Below are 21168 nucleotides of genomic sequence, written 5' to 3' on the forward strand. Positions count from 1 at the left end.
TGACACGCCACACCCAATGAAAAAAGAATAAAAGGTAGAAATCAAGATTGAGTATTGTAGCTGAATTTACTAGCATAGTGCCGAATTGTTTGTTTGGGCGAGCCTATGTTTGCTTTGAAAGATTATCCTCGACTGTGCATGTGTATGATGCTCATGACAGTGGGGTTACAAGGTTGTGGACATTCATCAAACGGAACTGACGAAAAGATTGAAATTAAGGCTGCACCCAAGATCACCAATGATGCCACGGTGTATGCACAGCAAGCTTGGGTGCTGATCAATCAGGTGGATCCTGTGCTGTATAAGGCACAGAAAAACCAGATTGCAGCACAAGTACGTGAACCTGTACGGCAGCTGATTTTAGACTGGCGGATCAACGTGAAAATGACTGACTCGGTGACTGAAGGAAAATATGCCTTATGCCGTAAAGCATTAACCAGCATCGATTCTTGGGCACGCGCGATAGTTGAAAATGAAGGGCAGTTGGCGCAGCGTCAAGCCAATTATGAGCGTGATAAAGCCCAGTGTAAAACTGCCATAGACAATCCTGAACTTGGCAATACCAAAGAATATAAAAATCTATTCTAGGATTTAAGCGGAAAAAAAGCCCCGAACCATCGGGGCTTTTTTACTTTAAAAGTCAGGTTTTAAAGCTTTTAGATCGATTATAAATTAAACATTAAAACGGAAGTGTAAAACATCGCCATCTTGAACGATGTAGGTTTTACCTTCTAAACGCCATTTACCTGCTTCTTTTGCGCCTGCTTCACCGTTGTATTGAATGAAGTCGTCATAGGCTACGCATTCAGCACGGATAAAGCCTTTTTCAAAGTCAGTGTGAATCACACCCGCTGCTTGAGGGGCAGTTGCACCGACTTTAACTGTCCAAGCGCGAACTTCTTGTATGCCAGCAGTAAAGTAAGTTTGTAAACCAAGCAGTGAGTAGCCTGCACGAATCACCACGTTAAGACCTGGCTCTTCCATACCCATCGCTTCTAGGAATTCAGCACGGTCTTCATCTTCAAGCAGTGAAATTTCAGCTTCAATTTGGTTGCACAGTGGCACCACAATCGCATTTTCTTCAGCAGCTAATTTTTTCACAGCATCTAAATGTGGGTTGTTTTCAAAACCGTCTTCAGCCACGTTTGCAATATACATGGTCGGTTTTAGGGTCATTAAGCCAAAGCCACGAACCAATTTACGTTCGTCATCATCTAGATCGGCAGCACGAGCAGGTTTACCTTCATTCAATAATGGCTGAATTTTTTCTAAAATGGCTTTTATTGCAATCGCTTCTTTGTCACCGCTTTTTGCAGACTTGCTTAAACGCGTGATTGCTTTAGCAACAGCTTCAAGGTCAGCAAGCGCAAGTTCAGTATTGATGGTTGCAATATCATCGAGCGGATCAATTTTACCATTCACGTGAATCACGTTTTCATCTTCAAAACAACGAACAACGTGTGCAATTGCATCGGTTTCACGAATGTTTGCTAAGAATTGGTTGCCCAAACCTTCACCTTTAGATGCACCCGCAACTAAACCTGCAATGTCAACGAATTCCATAGACGTCGGAATCACACGTTGCGGTTTAACAATTGCAGTTAATTTGTCTAAACGTGGATCTGGAACAGGAACGATGCCTGTATTTGGTTCAATTGTACAAAATGGGAAATTTTCTGCAGCAATAGCAGCTTTTGTCAATGCATTGAAAAGTGTAGATTTACCAACGTTCGGCAAGCCGACAATACCGCAATTAAAACCCATGAAAATGACTCACAAAGTGTTTTCTAAAAATTGTTGCTGATTTTACATGAAAGCCAACATAAAGTCAGGATGTCTGAACAACAATTCATTTTTCGAGCAGATTTGGAATAATCAAAAAGATTGCTGCAATGACCTTTTGGGTTTTTAGGATGGCTATGAAAAAGAAAGAATGCACGGAGGCACTCTTTTATTTATGATCTCATCATCTTTAAATTTTCCGTTTATCGAGTTGTGCAGATAAAGTATCACCAGTGGCTTGAATCAACATCACCAATACAACCAAAACCAAAATAACCGCCAGCATAATGTGCATATCAAATCGTTGATATCCATAGCGATAGGCAATATCACCTAATCCTCCAGCCCCAATTGCACCTGCAATAGCAGATGAATTAATCATGGTGACAATGGTGACGGTAAATCCAGCCACGATACCCGGTAGTGCTTCTGGTAATAAGACATGCCAAATGATCTGTTTGCGATTGCACCCAATGGCTTGTGCGGCTTCTATAAGTCCATGATCAACTTCACGTAAACTGACTTCTGCAATTCGAGCAAAGAAGGGTGTTGCTGCCAAAGTGAGTGGTACGACGGCAGCCCAAACGCCATAACTGGTGCCCACTAGAAAGCGTGTAATCGGTATTAAAGCAACCATTAAAATTAGAAAAGGAATAGATCGGGTAATATTCACCACCCATCCAATCGAATGATTAATGGATTTTGAAGGATAAATACCGTGCTCCGAAGTGCTCACAAGAACGACTCCCAAGGGTAACCCAATCAAGAATGCTACCAATGCGGATACACCCACCATGATTAAGGTGTCAATCGTGCCACTAATTAATAAATCAATGAGTTGATCGTGCATAACCGAGTACCTCTATATTCGCAATTTTATTTTTCAATTTTTGATGAAGTTGTTCTAGATCAAGCTGATTATTTTGAACAGTAATAATAATTGAGCCAATTAAATGCTCTTGAATGGTATCCACATGGCTTTGGCATAGATGAATTGGATCATCAAAAGTATCAAAGATTTCTTTTAAGTTAGGCAAATGATCAACCGTGGATTCATAACCTAATTTGAGAATGGTCTGATCATTTTCATGTAGAGGCTGATCACTCAAAGGAAAAGGGAGTTCCAGTTGTTCTAAATTAAGTAGTTCCTGCGTAATTTTTTGCTGAGGATTTGAAAATACTGACCAGACTTGACCTGATTCGACGATTTTCCCTTGATCAATCACAACCACTTGATCACAAATTTCACGGATGACTTGCATTTCATGTGTAATCAGAACAATGGTAATACCTAATTTTTGATTAATTTCTTTCAATAGAGAAAGCACAACAGATGTACTTTCAGGATCTAAAGCAGACGTCGCTTCGTCACAGAGTAATATTTGAGGATGATGAACCAATGCGCGTGCAATTCCCACACGCTGTTTTTGCCCACCTGAAAGTTGCGATGGATAATATTCGGCTTTATCTTCAAGACCAACCAATGCCAAAACGTCTTTCACACGATTTTCGATATCTGACTTTTTATACTGTGCAACTTTTAAGGGAAGTGCGACATTTTCAAATACAGTTTTTGCTGACATTAGATTAAAATGTTGAAAAATCATGCCAATGCGCTGACGCAATGAAATGAATTCACGATGACTCAACTTTGACAATTCTTGTTTGTGGATTTGGATGTTGCCATTTGAGGCTTTTTCCAAGCCATTCAACGTGCGAATCAATGAAGATTTTCCTGCGCCACTCTTACCAATAATGCCGAAAATTTTTCCCTCTGGAATATCTAAGTTAATATTCTTTAGGGCATGTACTTGTTTGCCTTGTACATCATAATATTTATTCAAATTTCGAATGGTAATGTGTGGTATTGCAAATTGAACTGTTGAGCCGAAACTAACCATGAGATTTTCTCCTTATTTCCAGCCTTTAAACCATAGTTTTTCACCGATATCTGCATTCAGCTCTTGTTTTACTTTTTCAGAATTTTGATAAATTTGAATAAATTTCTTCAAGTTTTCAGCTTTTTCAGGATGGCTTTGCTCATAATCATCACGTACCACAAATAAAATGGCATAGCGGGTGTTATTGATTTGATCGAGAACTAAAGCAGCATTAGGGTCTATAGTTTTTGCCAAACGAAGATACATTGGATAACTAAAGACTAGATCAGCTTCATCTACAGCACGTGCAGTTTGTGGGCCTTCTACTTCAATAAATTTTAGATTTTTAGGATTGCTGGCAATATCTTGTAAGTTTGATAAATGATTGTCTCCATCTTTCAAGGTGATCAGTTTTGATTGTTGTAAAAGTAACAGTGCTCGACCTTGGTTCACTGGATCATTGGGGATCACAACGCGAGCGCCATCTGCAACGTCATTGATTGATTTATATTTTTTTGAATAGAGTCCAACATGTGTACCCGATCCAATGCCTAAAGCTTTGAGTTTAAAATCAGTTTCTTTTAAGGCATTGTCCAAGAAGGGCTGATGTTGAAAATAGTTGGCATCAATATCGCCATGGTTAAGCGTGATATTCGGTGTGTTCCAATCTGAAAATTCAACCAATTTTACGTTAATGCCTTGCTTCTTCGCTTCATCGACTGCGACTTGTAAAGGTTTAGCAAAAGGTGGACTAATTCCAATCACGATTTCCTGTTGATCTTGTTTACCTTTTTGTGACCAAATCACGAGTCCAATAATAATAGCAGCGATAACAACTGCAAGAATAGTGAGCTTCTTCTTTGCGGATTGATTTGTTGTTTGTGACATAGTGCACCCTTAATTGTAATGTTTTAAGCTGTTTGCTGAGTTCGTTTTTCAGGTTCAATGTGAGAGTTTTGACATCGAAACTGTTCTGCAGGGTGACTTGTCGGTAAATGGGGACCTTTTTGAAAAATTTTATGTCTTAAACTGCCTAATTCATATTCAGTTTTATAACGCCCGCGTTGTTGTAATTCAGGAATCACCAAACGAATAAAATCTTGATGTGATTCTGGTGCAACAGTGCGGGTAAGATTGAAACCATCAAGGCCTGAAGCATCAATAAGTTCGATGAGTTGTTCGGCAACTGTACGTCCTGAACCCACAAAGAGTGGATAACGACCACCTAATAGATGTTGTGCTTTTAAATCACCTAAAGTGACTTGTTGTGCTTTAAAGCGATCATTGACTGAAACAATACTGTTGGTTGGTTGGTAAGGAATAATGTCATCATCTGAATATTGAGAAAAATCAATACCAACTGAACTGGAAAGGTGAGCAATTCCAGCCTCTGAACTTGCATATTGCACATATTCTTTTAGTTTTTCTTGCGCCAAATCATCCGTTTCAGCAGTAACGACTGTAATACCTGCAAAAAGCTTAAGCGCTTGCTCATTACGACCATCTAATCGTGCCAATTCACGAATGCTATCCACTTGTTTTTTGAGTTTGTCTGCACTGTCACCACCAATAAACATCGCTTCAGCATGCTGAGTTGCGAATTTTAAACCGCGAGGAGAGGCGCCAGCTTGAAAGAGCACAGGTGTCCGCTGGATAGAAGGAGAGACTTGGAACACACCTTCACTTTGATAAAATTGACCCTTGTGATGAATAGCATGAACTTTATGGGGTTGCGTAAAGACGCGCTGTTGTTTGTCGATGATAACTGCATCATTTTCCCAAGAACCTTCCCAAAATTTATAGCAAAGGGCGAGAAATTCTTCCGCTTGTTCGTACCGCTGATCATGGTCTTTTAAACTTTTTTGACCAATTAAACGTTCAGCACTATCTAAATAGCCTGTGACAATGTTCCAGCCGATGCGTCCTTGAGTCAGGTGATCTAAACTGGCAAAGCGACGGGCAAACTGATAGGGCGATTCATAACTCAAATTCACGGTAATTCCAAAACCTAAATGCTGCGTCACAGCAGCCATCGCGGAGACCAAAGTACTTGGATCATGACTCGGAAGTTGAATCGACTCTTTGAGGGTCAGATCAATATTGTTTTGATAAACGTCATATACGCCCGTAATGTCTGCAATGAACAGCCCGTCGAATAAGCCTTCTTCTAAAGTCTGTGCTAAGTCCGTCCAATAACTCAGTTCATTAAAGCGATAAGATTCGTCTCTAGGATGAGTCCAAAGCCCGTGATTAATGTGTCCAACGCAATTCATGTCAAAAGCATTCAGTAGAATTTTTTTCTGATCGCTGTGTAGAGTGTTTATAGGCTTGTTTTGTGAACGGTTTTGTGAACGGTTTTGTAATTTGATTTGGCTCATTAGAGTGTCCCTCGACGTGGTGGAAGGATATGATTGAGCACATAATTGCCGATGAAGTAATATTTCCATCTTGAAGCATCATGTAGTGTATGAACGCGGGCATTTCTCCAATAGAGATCCAAAGCCTCTTGAATTTGACTACCACGGCTTCCTGCTAACTCTACTAATTTAGAAGATGCTTTTAACGCTGTTTCTGTGCTGTGCGCACGAACTTTAGCGACATCGATAGATGCTTGAGCAATATTTTTTTCATGAGGATTAGGTTTAGCATTATCGATTGAATGAGCTGCCTGTTTGAGTAGGAGTTCACTCGCTTTGACATCAACGCTGACACGTCCAAGCTCTGATAAAGTCAGCGGATCTTGGGTAGCAAAATCCACACCTGAATCAATCCAAGGACGCGCTTGGCGAACACGAATTAAAGTTTCTTCAAATGCTGCCCGAGCAATACCAACTTCTATGGCTGCATGCATAAGCTGTGCGAAAGGACCCACCAGCGTTGGTTGCTGAAATGCTTGATCAAAAGGAATGATGTCTTCAGCGAGAACTTTGACATGATTGAATTTCACTGTACCACTGCCTGTAGTACGCTGACCAAATCCAGACCAGTCATCGACTAAGCTTAAGCCTTCGCTTTGACGTGGAATAAACGCTAAATATTCATTGTTATTTTCATCTTTCACCAAAGTGGGAATACGGTGCGAGAATAAACTTCCAGTGCAATAGAATTTTTCACCATTGACCTCAAAGCCATCTGTAGTTTGGCGAATGGTGGTATGTTTTTGTGTTGCATTTTTAGTTTTGAATTCTGCTAAAGCATTTCCAAAACGCGCACCTTGGAGTACTTCTGCATAGAGTTTTTGTCTTTGTTGTTCAGTCCCAGTATTTCTCAAAACTTCTAAGGCATAAAAATGATTTTGTGGAATTTGACCGATAGAACCATCGGCACCACTGATGAGGGCAATGATTTGAGCGACGGTATAGCTTGAAACCTCTGCGCCACCGTATTCTTTGGGTACTGTAATCGCCCATAAGCCTGATTGGCTATAGGCTTCAATTTCATCAAATGGCAATTGTCTTTCAGCATCACGCTGAATTGCATTTTCTTTAAATTTTTCAGCGAGTCGCTGTGCGATCTCTAAAGCTTCTTGATCAGATTTGATAATATGTGCATGAGAAATTGGCTGCGCCATTAAAGGAATAATCGATTGATATGAGGTCATAAGTTTCTCCTTAAATCCAAGCATGACGAACAGGTAAGGTGTTATTTAAGTAATAGTCGCCCAACGCATGAAACTTCCAGCGGACAGGGTCATGCAAGGTATGAACACGTGCATTACGCCAATGTTGATCTAAATTATGCTCACTCAGGCTGGAACGACTACCTCCTAATTCCAACAGTTTCTCTGAAATGAGTAGGGCTGCGTCATTAGCATAGATCTTTGCTTCAGCGACTTTGATGGATGCGAGACCTGCTTGTTCGGGAGAAACTTCATCTAATGCATCCAGCTCATCCAAATAGCTAGCGGCTTCATCGAGCAGTAAAATGGCTGCATCTAGTAAAATTTGACTGCGACCTACTTCTTGTAAGGTATAGTGCTCCAAACTTGCTTTATCTACATTTGCATCGGCGATTGGTCGCGCTTTAGCGACAGCAGAGAGCGTATCTTCGAAGGCGGCTTCTGCAATGCCCACATCAATTGCAACTTGTAGTAATTGAGAAAAAGCACCCCGATAGTTGGTCGCTTGCGCTAAAATTCGTTCATCAAAAATTAAAAAAGGATCGACTTCAACTTGATCTAAAATGACCGTACCGCTTGAAGTGGTACGTTGTCCAAAGCCATTCCAATCATTCATCACTTCGATACCTTGACTATGACGATCAATAATCGTCAAAATCACATGACCTTCAGGGTGAACGGCTTTAATCGCCAGCCAATCGGCAAAGCTACTTCCTGTTGAGTAGAACTTTTGTCCACTAATCAAATATTTACCATTTTCAAATATAAGCTTGGTATTTAAGGTTTTAGAGTCTTTGGTGTTTCGTTCAGGCCCCCCATTGGCTAAACGTTTACCCTTTAAGATTTCAGTGAAAATAAAGCGTTTTTGATGCTCAGTTCCCATAATGTTAATCATATTGAGCAGTGCAATTTGGTTTTGTGGAATTTGTCCTAGGCTTGAGTCGGCTTTATTGATAATTCTAAAGACTTGAGCCAAGGTTCTATTCGAGACTTCAGCACCACCATATTTTTTGGGAATACGTAAGCCTCCCAAACCCTTTTGGCTGAATAAATTGACTTCTTCAAATGGCAATCGTCTTTTTTGATCTCGAATATTACGACCTTCAAGTGCAAAATCTGCAACTTGATAAGCAGCATTGATAGCATCTTGGTCATTTTCAAGAATATGAACTGTTCGATTAATTAAGCGTGACATGATGAGATCCTAAATAACTGTCTTAACGCTACGCTTCTGACTTTAAATTGGTAAATGTTGAATTTTGATAAGGTTGTGAAGATTAATCTTAAATAGAAAAAATGCTAAAAATAGCTATTTTTCATAGAATTTAAATATTTGATATATATAAATAAAGTTGATTGAAACTGGTTTTTTATTTTTAATTATTCTTTGCTTATATTGAGATATAAGATAAGTAACTATGTATTCGTTATAAATTTAGAGAGTACTTTTATTGGAAATTTATTGTTTTTTATCACTCAGGATAAAATTTAAATACCTAAAATTTAATTTAGATTTATCAGAAATAGAATTGGTCACAGATTGAAACTTGAAATTTGGGGATTGGGTGACTAGAGTACATGACAGAAATATATCGAAAAAATATGTTACATTCTGAATGATTGATTTCATTTTTATCAATTTTGCTGATTTTTTTGGAGTAGCTATGCGCACACTTTACCAGTTTCCACTGTCTCATTTCTGTGAGAAAGCCCGCTGGTTACTTGATCATAAAGAACTCGACTTTGTGGCGCATAATTTGATTCCAGGCGTTCATCGCGCTTTTACTCAGCTTAAAACAGGTCAGAATAAGTTACCCGTTTTAAAAGATAGTGAAACGTGGATCGCGGGTTCGACTGAAATTGCACTCTACTTAGATGATCATTATCCCGAGCATGCGCTGTTAAGTTCTGATCCGAAACTCAGAGCACAAGCATTAGAGATTAATCAAATCTCCAATGATTTAGGGATGTATGTTCGCCGTTGGGGTTTAGCGCATGCATTATCTGAAAGTGATGAACCTCTTGAAATTATGATTGGTGAAAAAGGTTACTTAAGAAAGTTTGAGAAATTTTCAAAACCCATCATTAAAAGTTTAGTCACCAAAGGCTATCAGATTGATTCTGAAAAAGTCATCCATGCTAAATCAAGTATGGATGAGATTATTATTGATTTAAACGCCAGATTAAATGCAAATCATGGGCGCTACCTCGTGGGAGATCGACTGGGTTTAGCAGATATTGCTGTGTGTTCGATGTTAGCCCCTTTGCTTGAAATTGAAGGAACGCCGTGGGAAAAAGAATTGAGTTCTAATATTTCTGAAGATTATCATAATTTTAAACTCTATCTTTTAGAGCAACCGATTGGTCAGTATGTAAAACGAATTTATGAAAATGAACGCTGTGCACGGGTAGATTGGCGCGGGATGTAATATTAGCTCATGCTATGAATCTTAAAATTTTAAACTTGGAGAAGTTCTAAACGAAATTATTCCTGCCATACTCTAAAGTGAGCCTGAAGTGGGAATTTTTTTTAATATAAGACTAAATACTATCTTTAATTTTAAATAAATTAAGATAATTGCTATTAATTTCCCATAAATAAGCTTAGATTCAATAGAAGCTGTTTTTAAATAATAAAAGGGGGATTCGTGGTGGAATTAGATCGCTATGATAAGCAAATTTTAGAAATACTCACCCATGAAGATCTGAATCTTAATGAGCTGTCAGAGCGGATCAGTTTATCAGTCAGTTCAGTACATAGACGTATTAAGAACTTGATTGAAAATAAGATCATGACCAATTTAAAGCGTGACATCAATTACCAAAAACTTGGATTTAGTTTGCATGTACTTTTACAAGTGTCACTGAGTAAACATGATACGGATACTTTTGCAAAGTTTCTTGAAGAATTAGAAAGCATTCCAGAAGTGATTAATGCATTTTTAGTGACAGGGCAATCTGCTGATTTTATTGTAGAAGTGGTTGCGCGAGATATGGAAAACTATAGTGAAATCTTGCTAAAACGTATTGGAAAAATTGAATTTGTGGTTGCACTGCATTCAAGTTTCGTAATCAAAGAATATAAAGTCTTTAACTGTAGTGGACTTTTAAGCAGAGTGTAATTGGGTAAGCGAGAATAAAATGCTTCATTTTTACGAGCCGACAGAATATCAGCCCAAATGTAATGCACTATATGAAACCTACTATAGACAGTTATTTCATTTGGTTCCTCATGCCAAGATTGAGCATATCGGCTCATCTGCGATTCCAAAGTCATTCTCTAAAGGTGATTTAGATATTTACGTAGCAGTATCACAGAACGAGTTTGAACACTGTATCACTCAAATTAAACGTTTAGGATTTCAAGAGAAACAGAATACTTTAAGAACACCACATTTATGTATGTTTGAATCACAAAATAATGATGATGTTGCTATTCAATTGGTTGTCGCAGGAAGTGAGTTTGAATCTTTTATCCTATTTAGAGATCGACTTAGGGCTTCAGTTGATTTGGTCGAGCAATATAACCGATTGAAGTTAAATTCCGTTTCTCTATCGATGAATCAATATCGTGAGAAGAAATCAAAATTTATCCGTTATGTTCTAAGTTTATAAAAAAACGCACCCTAAGGTGCGTTTTGGATATCGATACAATTAAGCATCAAGTTCGGCTAAAACTTCATCAGTGAATTCTACGTTGGTATAAACGTTTTGAACATCATCAAGGTCTTCAAACATATCAATCATTTTGATGATTTTTTTGGCTTGTTCGATGTCTGAAATAGATGCTTTCGTTGATGGATTCATTACAACTTCAGCATTATCAGATTTTAAACCTGCTGCTGTAAGTGCATCTTGAACATCACCAAAAGACTCAGGTGTTGTAATGACCAGAATCTCATCTTCAGAAACTTCGATGTCTTCCGCACCTGCTTCTAAAGCAACATCCATGATTTGATCTTCTAAAGACACATCTTCAAAAGTAATCTCACCACGTTTGGTAAACATGTAGGCAACAGAACCTGCTGTACCTAAGTTTCCATCTGTTTTAGAGAAACAGTGACGCACATCAGGCACAGTACGGTTTAAGTTGTCTGTCATTGTTTCAACAATAACGGCAACACCACCCACGCCATAACCTTCGTATGTGACTTCTTTTAAATCAGCATTATCTTCACCACCAACACCGCGTTGAACCGCACGGTTAATGGTGTCACGTGTCATATTTGCGACGAGTGCTTTTTCAACGACAGCACGTAAACGGGGGTTAGATGCAACATCACCACCACCTAAACGAGCAGCAGTTACGATTTCACGGATAAATTTTGTGAATACTTTAGCGCGACTCGCATCTTGTTTTGCTTTGCGATGCTTTGTGTTAGCCCACTTGGAATGACCCGCCATGCGAAATATGCTCCTTGTAGATTGGCCTTATGCCGAATCGAATTGGAAAGAATTCTACCATAAGGCCTTTTTTCGAATAAAGCCTTTGAAAATAGGTTTTTTAAATTATTATCAGTTAATTTTTAGCTTCAGGAATGACAATATCCAAGCCAGTATGCTCTTTATACATGGCTTTAATTTTCAAAAGATCTTGATCTAAATCCGTTGGATAAATTTTACCGAAAATTCCACCTTGTTTGGTTTTTTGATTTACGAATAAAAATACGATAGGGACATTTGCAGCTTTTGCGATATGCCAAAAACCTGTACGGATCGGTTTACGTGATTCCCCATTTTTTGCACGAGTCGCTTCAGGGGCAATCACTAAATTGAATTGCTCATTTTTTTCAAATTGTTGAACCATTTGAGAGACAATATCGAGATTGGATTTACGGTCTACAGGAATTCCGCCGACACCTTCGAGTAGCGGTTTAAATGGGCCTTTAAAGAGTTCTTTTTTGATTAGTGTGTGAATCTTAATATCATGAATTTGAAATAGAGCAATCGAAAGCACAGCATCCATCATGGTGGTATGCTCAAATCCAATAATGACTTGTTTGTCCTCTAACACCCCAGGTTCAACATGGTATTTAACGCCAGCAAGTTTAAACGCAAGTTCAGCAATTTGTTTTTTCATAACCAAGGTCTTATTCGTTAAGGCATTTATGTTGTGTAATTCTGAAATGAAGTTGCAAAAAAGACAATATATAAAGCGTTAAAAGAAATAATTAAACATATCACTTAAGCTTTAGGTGCATCGCTTGATACCACGTTGAATAAGTATTTACATAGTTTTCAATCATGGAAAATCAAAACTGACCATTATTTATACGTCTCAATTTCTCAATCGTAAAATCCCTTGTGTTTCATTTTTTTTTTCGATAGTATTCTCGGACGAAATACCTGATATATCAGTATTTATAGGGCCTATAGCTCAGTTGGTTAGAGCAGCGGACTCATAATCCGTTGGTCGACAGTTCAAGTCTGTCTGGGCCCACCAAATAAAACAACCACTTAGGTGTACTAATCCTAAGTGGTTTTTTTGTTTTTTGATTTTAGTAAGCATATGGTAAGCACACAAAATCAACTTATCCAAACAGTTTTTTGTATAGTTCTACCAGGTTTGGATCTGTGCTTGGAATCAAGTGTTTAAGTTTACGGTGAGCAAGTAAATCAGTTTCAGCTTGTTTGGATTTTTCTTGAATTTCTATAGCCCACTTGGTGTTTCTATAGTGTCGCCAATTTAATTTAATTTTAAGTGGTCTGTTATATCCTTTTAATTCCGTAAGGAATATCTGATTAAATAATTCATCAAATAACAATATATGTGAACGGTGGAGATGAGGATTTTTTTCTAGTAATAGCTCTAATGAATTTATAAGGAGTGAACAGCAATCATTAGCAAGAGCAGTGCTATTAATCGTTACTCCCCAATGGTGTAATAAATATAAGGCGAAAACACTGTCTAGTGAGCCATAAATTGCTATTTCTTCTAAGTTACTCCTATCAAATTCTTTAATACTTCCATTGGATATAATAATTTCTACGATATAGTAAGGTAGAGTATTTAATTCTAAAAAAATAAGAGTTTCATCAAATGTTTGGTATTTTAAAATTTTCCACAGTGAATGATTAATAATATTGGATGAGCCAATACATTTAGATTCAACTATACCTATCCAATTTTTTTGTGGTGTAGATAAACCAAATTTATACTTTTTAAATAAGCTTTTCACATCATGTATTTCTGGGTATCCATAAAAAAATTTCTCCATATCATAATCATTCTTATATCTACCAAAGTGTACCAACTGATTATAAAAAAAGTCATACCAGCTAATTGTTTTTGCAAAATCTATCTTAGTTCTTAGCGGTCGGCCCATACATCACTCTTACTAATTAAAGCTCACCTCATTTTAATTTAAAATTAGGCAAGAAAAATGATTTTTTGTGAATATTTCTTTCCAAATATAATTATGCTTTGATAGCTTCAAATCAACCTGGAACGAAAAAAATGTCATTTAAGCATAAACATAGGCCGATTACAGATGATCGGCTTTTATTGACTACTAGAGAGACAGCTAGGCTTTTGGGGTATGCAGAACAGACTTTACGTAAGTGGGCTTTATATGAGAATGGTCCAATTAATCCTATTAGACATGGACGTACTCTTCGTTGGAGTAAGGCGGATGTCTACAAATTTGCTGGCTTAAAAGAAGACTGATTTTGAAGATGGTATGGGCTGCTTGCTCATATCTATTCATTAGATGGCTTTGAAACTGAATTCAAAATATTTTTCACCTTTTGAAAATCAAATTTTCAGAATATATAAGAGCCTGCTAGGCCAGTATTCGGTGGGTTAGTAAAGCTAGAAAAACTAAACATGCAAAAAAAATCATTTGAAGTCCTGACCAAACTCAGAGCAGTTTTGATATTAGATCTATCAGATTTTATTCATAAATTTGTATTGAATTTAAAAAACAAGCTGGATGTTTATATCAAAAAAACCTTGAAAAAGGATACTAGAGCTAATCAATTGATTGATGAATTTGAGATCTTAAAATGGTTAATCCAAAACATTTCTTTAGATATAAAGCAGTTCCCAAAGCACGAACATAAACAGATACACGTTGTGCTTTTTAGCTGTTTTTTTGCTCAACTGTCGAAGGCCTTAGGTCTGAAATTATCACAGCATATGAGAGCGGATCCAAATCCGCAGCGTTGTGTTCAATTGAGTGCCAGCACCTATAAAAAATACTTCAAGTTGCATAAAGACTTGAACCTCAAGATAGAGCAAAACCTAACTTTCAATTTTTACCCTAAAAAATTATGGTGATTTTATGAGTCAAAATGATAAATCGTCAGAGTTAGACGAAGAAACCAAATTATTGGAAGAATGGGTTAATCAGTCCCTGAGCGGGAAAAAACAAATTTTGAATCAGCTCCTGGGGCAAGATCAGCAGGCACAGGAACTGTATGCTGCTACTCACGAGATACATGTGGTGATTAAAAATAATCGGATAGTGACACAACAGAAATTATTGGCAGGCTTAACGCAATGGGCTAAAAGTGCATCTATAGGACAACTAAGCGACCAACAAAAAGCAGAATTCATCTATTCCTATCTTTTAACTGCAGTCGTGTGTGAAATATTAAAGGGAATCATCCGCTTAGGTCCTCAGATTGAAGAGACTGAAAGAGGGATTGTGTTAGAGCAGTGTAAAAATAATAATAAAAGCAACACACTTGCTTATGATTTAAAGCTGTTGTTGCAAAAGCAGTTTTGTAATGCTGAGGAAAATAAACAACTGTATGCAGACATCACGCAAAAGATCCAAGGAATGGATGAACTTGATGCCGGCGAACTCAAAGATTTTTTAGAGCAGCAAAAGTTAAAAAAAACCATCGAAAAATTCAAGTTGGACCGCCATATTCAACAATTCATTATTGTGTGTAATGAGCTCATCAATAGTAGATTAAATTCAACAGTAATTAATGTTCAGGCTTTAATTAACGATATTAAAAAGGGCATGACCTATAAATCTGATTCAGGCACATCATTGTTGGATGTGGAGAATGAGGATGCTGGATTGGATACAGAGGTCAATGTTGTTGATACTGAACAGGATGAGATCTCCAAGCGGGAGAAGATGATTTTTTTTGATGACCCGCAAAAAAATCAGGAACAGCTTGAAAAGCAGCAAAAGCGCATTCAGCGCCGTGATTTACCCTATAAAGCAAATCCACTTTATTTGAAACCTAGCTTACTACATCAGGCCTATCAGCTATTGCAGGAATGTTATCAAGAAAAGATCAGCAAAGATTCATATCAATCATCTTTAGCTGTATGCGGTCTGATGTGTCTCTTGACGGGTCTGAGTCCAACGGTCTTTCAAAAGGTTGAGGATTTGATTGAGGGTGGCAAAATCAAAGAAAAATCAATAAACAAAGTTATTCATTATTACTGGGTGATTGATCCCAAGCTTAATGCCAATCATTCCGGTGCTATGGAGGATAAAACACAGCGTTATAATCGAGCCTTAACTCTAGAATGGTGTATTCCAGGACCATGGATCACCAGTTTAAAGGCATTAGATAACTTAGAGCAAAGTGAATTTTGTGCGATTCAATATAATAATTTTTTGCGGGAAGTCTTTAAAGGGCATCAGATTGGTGAAATCACCTGCGGGATGTTAGAGCGGCAAATTTATTTCCATCTGGATATGGAGGCTGGTGATAATCTGGTCGCATACTTACTAGCTAATCGTGATACCAATCATATCGTGCAATGGAACTATGAGGGGCGTCAGATTAATCAAATCAACCAGTATTTCCAATGCTATATCAATGTTCTATTAGGCCGTAGAAAAGATGATCCATGGATTAAGGATGAACACCCCGGTTTTATTTTTCATCGTGAGGAACGTATCGGTAGTCAGCGCTGCTGGACTATAGAGGGCGCGAGTGAGTTTTTTAATCAGCTTTATCATTTTGTCAAAAACACATTAGCGAATGCTCAAGCGAATAGGATCGAGAAGCTGAATGCTTACAGTATTTGGATGTGGCATCTTTCCTTAATTTGCCTGACGGTGCGTCCATTAGTTGGCATGCCGGGGTTAATGAAACACTATGATCCCAATGCACAGCTACTTTACGTGCATGACAAAAAAACTAATTCGCGAAAAGTAGGACGTCCTATTCCTGTTACATGCTACTGGCAAAATCATTTCAATGCGTATCGAAAATATTTGACGCAAACCATCGAATTACTCGATATAAAAAGTTTGCAAGCTCAGCTAGAAAGAGAGGGGTTAATGCTCTATGTCATCTCACATCCTCGTATCAAGTCTAAGAAAGATCCTGTGAATCTTGCGGAAGTCGTAGAGAATTTGGAGTTACAGCCCATGTCTGCTGATTTTGTCACGAATTACCTTAAAGAGACCGTGCAGATTTACAAAAACTGGCCAAGGCATTTAACTAAAAATCATCTTGCTCTGAGCAGTGACATTCACAATACGTTGTATGCTCATGATAAACAGAACATGGGATTCGCACATAATTCTGGATTAAGCCCTTTTCTCTATAAGAAAGATATACAGCAACAAATTGAAAGCTTGCTCAACAAACTAGAAATTGTAAAGCTTGAAGTGCTTTAAAGGATTCACTGTGTCTCATACATCACTCGATCAATCGATTGTCAAACAATTAGAAAGCGTAATTAACAGTGAAATCACTGACATATTTCAGCAAATTTCTCAGCTGATTGCTGCTACATATATTGATGTAAATTCTGACTTTGCTCAAATTGATTTTGAGCGACTTGATCAACAAATTTTGGACAAGTTTAATATCCATAGAGCAGTTTTAGAGCAGCTCTGCCAAACTCCCAAATTTAAAAACAAGGCTGTAGAATACCTTCAATTCTCTTTTAAACTAGTGAAAAAAATTTGTAAAGAAAAAAAACAGCAGTGGCAAGAGGATTACCCTTGCTATGTCGAGAACTATGAGATTAAGTTGCCCGATTGGATAGTCTACACACCTAAACGTCTGGACAATATTTTTTCTGGTCACAAACTACAGCAGGGCACTATGCTCTCTAAAGTAAAAGAAAAACTTTATGTGAATTGGGCGGATTATCTGGTACAACAAACCCAAGGCATCAATTTAAAGTCTGCAGTTGAAGCGCAACAAAAATTATTGAATGTCTTGTTTGAATGTATGTGTACTTCATTAATTTTTGATCAAGGATGCATTCAACCTGAACGGCTATTGGCCATTCATGATGCCATTTTTAATATGAACCTCGATAGCGGCTTGCTCTCTATCTATCCAAATTACCATCATGCTTATGTTTTTTCTTACACTTTGCCCTCGACAAAGTATGGCAATATTTATCGTCAGCATGGCGAAGATGAGACGGAGTTATGGCAAACTCAGCACATATATTTCAATGCCTTTGTGATGCTGTGTTATAGACGAATCCAACAACTCCTCAATGGACCACAAGCGCATATATTACAAAACATGTCTCCATTGCAGTGCTGGGAAAAGGAATGCAGTGAAACGGAAGTTCAGATTCAGCGCGAAGACAGATTGTTAGAAAAACTCAAGTTGCATTTTGACAGTGTACTGAATGTGAAGAAGATGGATGAGAGCGAGGAGAAAGTCTCAAAAAAAATTCCAGAGGAAGTGCAATTTGATCATTATGTTCAACTATTTTTAAAAGGTCTGGAAAAAATTGGTTTTACTGTTTTTAAACATATGGATTATGTTCTATGGCAAGAGATTCCTGATCTGGATGTGTTAAGTACTAGTGTGCTGACTAATCAAATAATCACTTCACCTTTAATCTATGAGCAACAGATACAGCTCTATGATCAACCTAATAACTGGAAAACCATTCAGACCATAATTAGAAACTTTGGTAAGAAAAAACAATTTTTAGAATTGGAGATGCCTACAGTTACTGTCAAAACATTTTATGATCGACGAACTGGTCAACGTCATGACCTGAAATCCTGGCTTTTATCTTTTCATCAGGATATAAAACCCAAACAGCTTGCGGATCAACTCGAAGAAAGTATCCAAAAATCTGAAGACTATAAATCTGCGTTTGAGGCTGGAAATGGCGAGTACCTAGATTATGTAGTGGCTATTGCACATTTACGTGTGTGTCAGTGGTTAAAAAACGAATTTGCTTATCAGGGGAAAGCAGCGATTAAAGTCTCCACGATCAAGCGTTACTATAGTAGTTTTGTGCTTGACTTACTTTGTTATGTTCTAGAACAACAGATCAATCTAGATACAACTACTGAAGAACAGTTTGAGGAAATGTACTGCACGATTGTTGAAGAAAAACTACTGAATGATCAGGAAAAACATAAAACGACTGCTAAAACCAATAACAATAAAAAACACAATACCTCGGGTTATGCCTTTGAACGGCTGAAAGCTTTCCACCAATACTTAGTAAAGAAACATCGTGCACCGATCGTGCAATATTTATATGAACGTCAAAGTGATGGTTTATTTTTAAAAACCAGACTCATTAGTCCTCAGATGTTTCAATTGATGATACGAATTCTTGAAGAATACCCAGAAGCTTTGGGTTTGACTGAGCAGGATGCAACCTGTCTAAAGTGGGTCTATATATTGGCATTTAGACTGGGCTTGCGAGTTGATGAGGCTGTCGGAATCTGTATCGATGATTTTATATCTCAACAGCTTAGAAAACATTCTGACAATCGGCAACTTTATTATGTATTTGAAGCCGCTTTAGACCAGAATAAAGATGATGGATCTGACTATAAAATGACAAAAATAACAGGTGAAGATGATCTAACCCTCAGGATTCGTCTAAATTCTGAGCGTGGTCTGAAAAGTGACAATGCAACCCGTCAGTTTGATTTAGCTTATTTTTTAGCACCGGACGAGTTCACAGGATTTTGTCGCTTTTATCAAAACTTTTTACCTAGCTCTAAAATGGCTGCAGCAGTCAGCAAAAGAAAAACCAAACAACTCTTTATGCTGGGTGAACAATCTTTATCTAGTACAAATTTATCAAAAATTACTCAACAGCTGTTTAATGCTGTATTGGGGACAAACGATCATCAATATACCTTTCATGCTTTCAGGCATAGTACAGCTTCACATTTGGCTATCCTTTTAAAAGGAAGCAGAGCACTGGTACGTTGTTTTACTGACTATGATTCTGAGTTTGGGCGTGAGCTTAAAAAGCATATTTTGCCCAATATTAAGAATGCTTCATCGCGTAGTGCTCAGGCCTGGTCTCGACTCGCACATCTGATGGGGCATGAAGACATTCGGATCACTGCAAGACATTATCTGCATCATCTGAATATTTTGATTGCTGACATGTTTTATCAAGCAAAACGTGAATATTCACCTCAATTGATCAAGGCATTATTAGGCGATAGTCACCTGATGCGTCGTGACTTCAAAATTGAATTTCAGTCGAATGAAAGAGATATTTTAAAATTGATGAAGAAATTTCATCCACGCACAGAAAATAATCCTCAAGCTACTGTATTAAAGAACAAGAAAAAGCAGAAGAAGCCTCAACAACAGGAAGTGTTTTTATACCGTGAAACTTTTTTGGATGAATATCAGAAATGGTCGGAAAAAAAAGAACAAGCAACGATTGATTTTAAAATATTGAAGTTCATTCAATCGATCAGTGAGCCTTTTTCTCTTTATACAAGGAAGGTTAAAAATGATGCTAATCATGAGAGTCTTATCAGTTTTACTTGGAAAAAAATGGTGACATGGTCTACTCTCTATCAGATTAATCAACCTTTTAAATTAAATAAAAATGTAACCCAGAAAGATCTTAAAAATTTCTTTGATTGTTTAGAAAATAAAATTTCACTTGAAAAAGATCGTCCTATTTTAAACTTTAAGGTGTCATCTCAAAATGACTTGATTTGTTATCAAAAATTCTTAGATTTTATTGATAAAGTTTATCCAGAGCATTCATCTAATTTTGAATGGGATAAATATAATTCGAGTGAGTTTAATAATGTAAAAATTGGAGAGGTGAAAATAAAAAAATATAAAATATGGAATAAAAAAATAAAAAAAGATAATAATTTTATTCAAAAGATGCTGTTGCAAAGTGTCTTCTACAAGATGAAAGAGCGCCTAGAGTATCAAGAAAGCATGCTCAAGGGTTCTATCTGAACTTGAAAGCATTAACGGAAATTCAGCAAAAAAAATACATTGAAATCATATGGATATTTTTTTTATTTTACAACTTTGTTTTTTTAAGTCTATCTTTGCAGAAAACTGGGTTTTTATCGCTCAAAAAAGGGTGATTAAATGTGAAAATTTAACCCCGTTTTTAGCTTTTTTGATTAATTTTAGGCAGAAATAGAAATTTTCTTAATAATTGCTGTTATATTTAATCTACATTGGAGTTATCTCAATATATTGTTTATTTGGATAATGTTTTTTATTGGTATTAAAATGATAAGCTAAATTGAATATTAATTTATAGTAAATAGGATTTTTAATGGTTTTGGAAAGCTAGTTTAATATTTTATTTTAATTAACCCGAATCACGGATAAGAAATTGACTTGAAAAATAGAAGGACTAGAGCCATCAGTTGAGTTACCACACAAAACTCACAACTCTAGTCCTAATGTTTAATAGTACCGAATTATTCTGCTTAATTGATGATTTCTTTCTTAAATTTGAAGCAACCTATTGGAATTTCCTTAAACAAAGTCGTCGTTTCTCAAGAGTCCGAACCGCTCACTTGAGTATCTCAGAAATCACTTTTATTGCTATCTGGTATAAATGTTCTCATTTCACTAATTTCAAAGCCTTTTTCACATGGTTGAAACAGGATAAAAATCATTTATTTAAAAGCTTACCCTGTTACCAACGGATGATTCATCTGATCAATAGGCATCAATTAGCTC

General features: G+C 37.1%; 18 protein-coding genes, 1 tRNA gene and 1 pseudogene. 10 read left to right on the top strand and 10 right to left on the bottom strand.

What is annotated here, in order from left to right:
- Positions 1–105: 105 nt before the first annotated feature.
- Entirely contained in the window at positions 106–588 is a 483-nt protein-coding gene (locus AC5YD2_RS06920; protein WP_496125623.1) for a hypothetical protein, read from the top strand.
- An 84-nt stretch (positions 589–672) separates the two neighbouring features.
- Here the strand turns inward: AC5YD2_RS06920 and ychF are convergent, their stop codons facing one another.
- From ychF to AC5YD2_RS06955, 7 genes are all read right to left on the bottom strand, one after another.
- The gene (ychF, locus tag AC5YD2_RS06925; protein WP_496125624.1) at positions 673–1764 is read right to left on the bottom strand and encodes a redox-regulated ATPase YchF; all 1092 of its coding nucleotides are present in this window, start codon (positions 1762–1764) and stop codon (positions 673–675) included.
- Positions 1765–1972: 208 nt separating this feature from the next.
- Entirely contained in the window at positions 1973–2632 is a 660-nt protein-coding gene (locus tag AC5YD2_RS06930; protein WP_496125625.1) for a methionine ABC transporter permease, read from the bottom strand.
- Positions 2613–3683, bottom strand: a complete 1071-nt coding sequence (locus tag AC5YD2_RS06935) for a methionine ABC transporter ATP-binding protein (RefSeq protein ID WP_496125626.1) — start codon at positions 3681–3683, stop codon at positions 2613–2615. Before AC5YD2_RS06935 ends, AC5YD2_RS06930 begins: the two co-directional genes overlap by 20 nt.
- Positions 3684–3695: 12 nt before the next feature.
- Positions 3696–4550 carry a MetQ/NlpA family ABC transporter substrate-binding protein gene (locus AC5YD2_RS06940; protein ID WP_496125627.1) on the bottom strand — a complete coding sequence of 285 codons (855 nt, stop codon included), beginning with the start codon at positions 4548–4550 and terminating at the stop codon, positions 3696–3698.
- 23 nt (positions 4551–4573) lie between these two features.
- The gene (locus AC5YD2_RS06945) at positions 4574–6040 is read right to left on the bottom strand and encodes an LLM class flavin-dependent oxidoreductase (RefSeq protein ID WP_496125628.1); all 1467 of its coding nucleotides are present in this window, start codon (positions 6038–6040) and stop codon (positions 4574–4576) included.
- The gene (locus AC5YD2_RS06950) at positions 6040–7263 is read right to left on the bottom strand and encodes an SfnB family sulfur acquisition oxidoreductase (protein WP_496125629.1); all 1224 of its coding nucleotides are present in this window, start codon (positions 7261–7263) and stop codon (positions 6040–6042) included. The genes AC5YD2_RS06945 and AC5YD2_RS06950 overlap by 1 nt, the downstream gene beginning before the upstream one ends.
- 10 nt (positions 7264–7273) lie before the next feature.
- Positions 7274–8476 (bottom strand): SfnB family sulfur acquisition oxidoreductase, encoded by a 1203-nt coding sequence (locus tag AC5YD2_RS06955; RefSeq protein ID WP_496125630.1) that lies wholly within the window; start codon positions 8474–8476, stop codon positions 7274–7276.
- A 469-nt stretch (positions 8477–8945) separates the two neighbouring features.
- On the opposite strand from AC5YD2_RS06955, the gene AC5YD2_RS06960 reads away from it, so the two are divergent.
- The 3 genes from AC5YD2_RS06960 to AC5YD2_RS06970 all read left to right on the top strand — a co-directional run bounded on the left by AC5YD2_RS06960 (position 8946) and on the right by AC5YD2_RS06970 (position 10896).
- On the top strand, positions 8946–9710 hold the full coding sequence (locus AC5YD2_RS06960; protein WP_496125631.1) for a glutathione S-transferase family protein: 765 nt from the start codon (positions 8946–8948) through the stop codon (positions 9708–9710).
- A 222-nt stretch (positions 9711–9932) separates the two neighbouring features.
- A complete protein-coding gene (locus tag AC5YD2_RS06965; protein ID WP_496125645.1) occupies positions 9933–10403 on the top strand; it encodes an Lrp/AsnC family transcriptional regulator in 471 nt (156 codons plus the stop codon).
- Between the two features lie 19 nt (positions 10404–10422).
- Positions 10423–10896, top strand: coding sequence for a GrpB family protein (locus tag AC5YD2_RS06970; RefSeq protein ID WP_496125632.1), 474 nt, complete (start codon positions 10423–10425; stop codon positions 10894–10896).
- Between the two features lie 39 nt (positions 10897–10935).
- Here AC5YD2_RS06970 and AC5YD2_RS06975 read toward each other — a convergent pair whose 3' ends face one another.
- On the bottom strand, positions 10936–11685 hold the full coding sequence (locus AC5YD2_RS06975; RefSeq protein ID WP_496125633.1) for a YebC/PmpR family DNA-binding transcriptional regulator: 750 nt from the start codon (positions 11683–11685) through the stop codon (positions 10936–10938).
- Positions 11686–11800: 115 nt separating this feature from the next.
- Positions 11801–12361, bottom strand: a complete 561-nt coding sequence (locus AC5YD2_RS06980; RefSeq protein WP_496125634.1) for a 1-acyl-sn-glycerol-3-phosphate acyltransferase — start codon at positions 12359–12361, stop codon at positions 11801–11803.
- 286 nt (positions 12362–12647) lie between these two features.
- On the opposite strand from AC5YD2_RS06980, the gene AC5YD2_RS06985 reads away from it, so the two are divergent.
- Positions 12648–12724 (top strand) — tRNA-Ile (locus AC5YD2_RS06985).
- A gap of 88 nt (positions 12725–12812) precedes the next feature.
- Here the strand turns inward: AC5YD2_RS06985 and AC5YD2_RS06990 are convergent.
- Entirely contained in the window at positions 12813–13607 is a 795-nt protein-coding gene (locus tag AC5YD2_RS06990; RefSeq protein ID WP_496125635.1) for a hypothetical protein, read from the bottom strand.
- 131 nt (positions 13608–13738) lie between these two features.
- Between AC5YD2_RS06990 and AC5YD2_RS06995 the strand changes: the two genes are divergently transcribed.
- The 5 genes and pseudogenes from AC5YD2_RS06995 to AC5YD2_RS07015 all read left to right on the top strand — a co-directional run.
- Positions 13739–13948, top strand: a complete 210-nt coding sequence (locus AC5YD2_RS06995) for a helix-turn-helix domain-containing protein (RefSeq protein WP_070155952.1) — start codon at positions 13739–13741, stop codon at positions 13946–13948.
- Between the two features lie 159 nt (positions 13949–14107).
- Positions 14108–14560 carry a transporter gene (locus tag AC5YD2_RS07000; protein WP_496125636.1) on the top strand — a complete coding sequence of 151 codons (453 nt, stop codon included), beginning with the start codon at positions 14108–14110 and terminating at the stop codon, positions 14558–14560.
- A gap of 4 nt (positions 14561–14564) precedes the next feature.
- A complete protein-coding gene (locus AC5YD2_RS07005) occupies positions 14565–16880 on the top strand; it encodes a hypothetical protein (protein ID WP_496125637.1) in 2316 nt (771 codons plus the stop codon).
- A gap of 10 nt (positions 16881–16890) precedes the next feature.
- Positions 16891–20424 (top strand): site-specific integrase, encoded by a 3534-nt coding sequence (locus AC5YD2_RS07010; RefSeq protein WP_496125638.1) that lies wholly within the window; start codon positions 16891–16893, stop codon positions 20422–20424.
- 461 nt (positions 20425–20885) lie between these two features.
- Positions 20886–21168: pseudogene (locus tag AC5YD2_RS07015) on the top strand (IS982 family transposase); the annotation flags it as partial.

Source organism: Acinetobacter sp. CY73 (genome assembly GCF_059515865.1).

Excerpts from the sequence above, each read along its gene's own strand:
- AC5YD2_RS06920 (WP_496125623.1), top strand. The coding sequence starts at position 106 with ATGTTTGCTTTGAAAGATTATCCTCGACTGTGCATGTGTATGATGCTC.
- ychF (WP_496125624.1), bottom strand. The coding sequence starts at position 1,764 with ATGGGTTTTAATTGCGGTATTGTCGGCTTGCCGAACGTTGGTAAATCT.
- AC5YD2_RS06930 (WP_496125625.1), bottom strand. The coding sequence starts at position 2,632 with ATGCACGATCAACTCATTGATTTATTAATTAGTGGCACGATTGACACC.
- AC5YD2_RS06935 (WP_496125626.1), bottom strand. The coding sequence starts at position 3,683 with ATGGTTAGTTTCGGCTCAACAGTTCAATTTGCAATACCACACATTACC.
- AC5YD2_RS06940 (WP_496125627.1), bottom strand. The coding sequence starts at position 4,550 with ATGTCACAAACAACAAATCAATCCGCAAAGAAGAAGCTCACTATTCTT.
- AC5YD2_RS06945 (WP_496125628.1), bottom strand. The coding sequence starts at position 6,040 with ATGAGCCAAATCAAATTACAAAACCGTTCACAAAACCGTTCACAAAAC.
- AC5YD2_RS06950 (WP_496125629.1), bottom strand. The coding sequence starts at position 7,263 with ATGACCTCATATCAATCGATTATTCCTTTAATGGCGCAGCCAATTTCT.
- AC5YD2_RS06955 (WP_496125630.1), bottom strand. The coding sequence starts at position 8,476 with ATGTCACGCTTAATTAATCGAACAGTTCATATTCTTGAAAATGACCAA.
- AC5YD2_RS06960 (WP_496125631.1), top strand. The coding sequence starts at position 8,946 with ATGCGCACACTTTACCAGTTTCCACTGTCTCATTTCTGTGAGAAAGCC.
- AC5YD2_RS06970 (WP_496125632.1), top strand. The coding sequence starts at position 10,423 with ATGCTTCATTTTTACGAGCCGACAGAATATCAGCCCAAATGTAATGCA.
- AC5YD2_RS06975 (WP_496125633.1), bottom strand. The coding sequence starts at position 11,685 with ATGGCGGGTCATTCCAAGTGGGCTAACACAAAGCATCGCAAAGCAAAA.
- AC5YD2_RS06980 (WP_496125634.1), bottom strand. The coding sequence starts at position 12,361 with ATGAAAAAACAAATTGCTGAACTTGCGTTTAAACTTGCTGGCGTTAAA.
- AC5YD2_RS06990 (WP_496125635.1), bottom strand. The coding sequence starts at position 13,607 with ATGGGCCGACCGCTAAGAACTAAGATAGATTTTGCAAAAACAATTAGC.
- AC5YD2_RS06995 (WP_070155952.1), top strand. The coding sequence starts at position 13,739 with ATGTCATTTAAGCATAAACATAGGCCGATTACAGATGATCGGCTTTTA.
- AC5YD2_RS07000 (WP_496125636.1), top strand. The coding sequence starts at position 14,108 with ATGCAAAAAAAATCATTTGAAGTCCTGACCAAACTCAGAGCAGTTTTG.
- AC5YD2_RS07005 (WP_496125637.1), top strand. The coding sequence starts at position 14,565 with ATGAGTCAAAATGATAAATCGTCAGAGTTAGACGAAGAAACCAAATTA.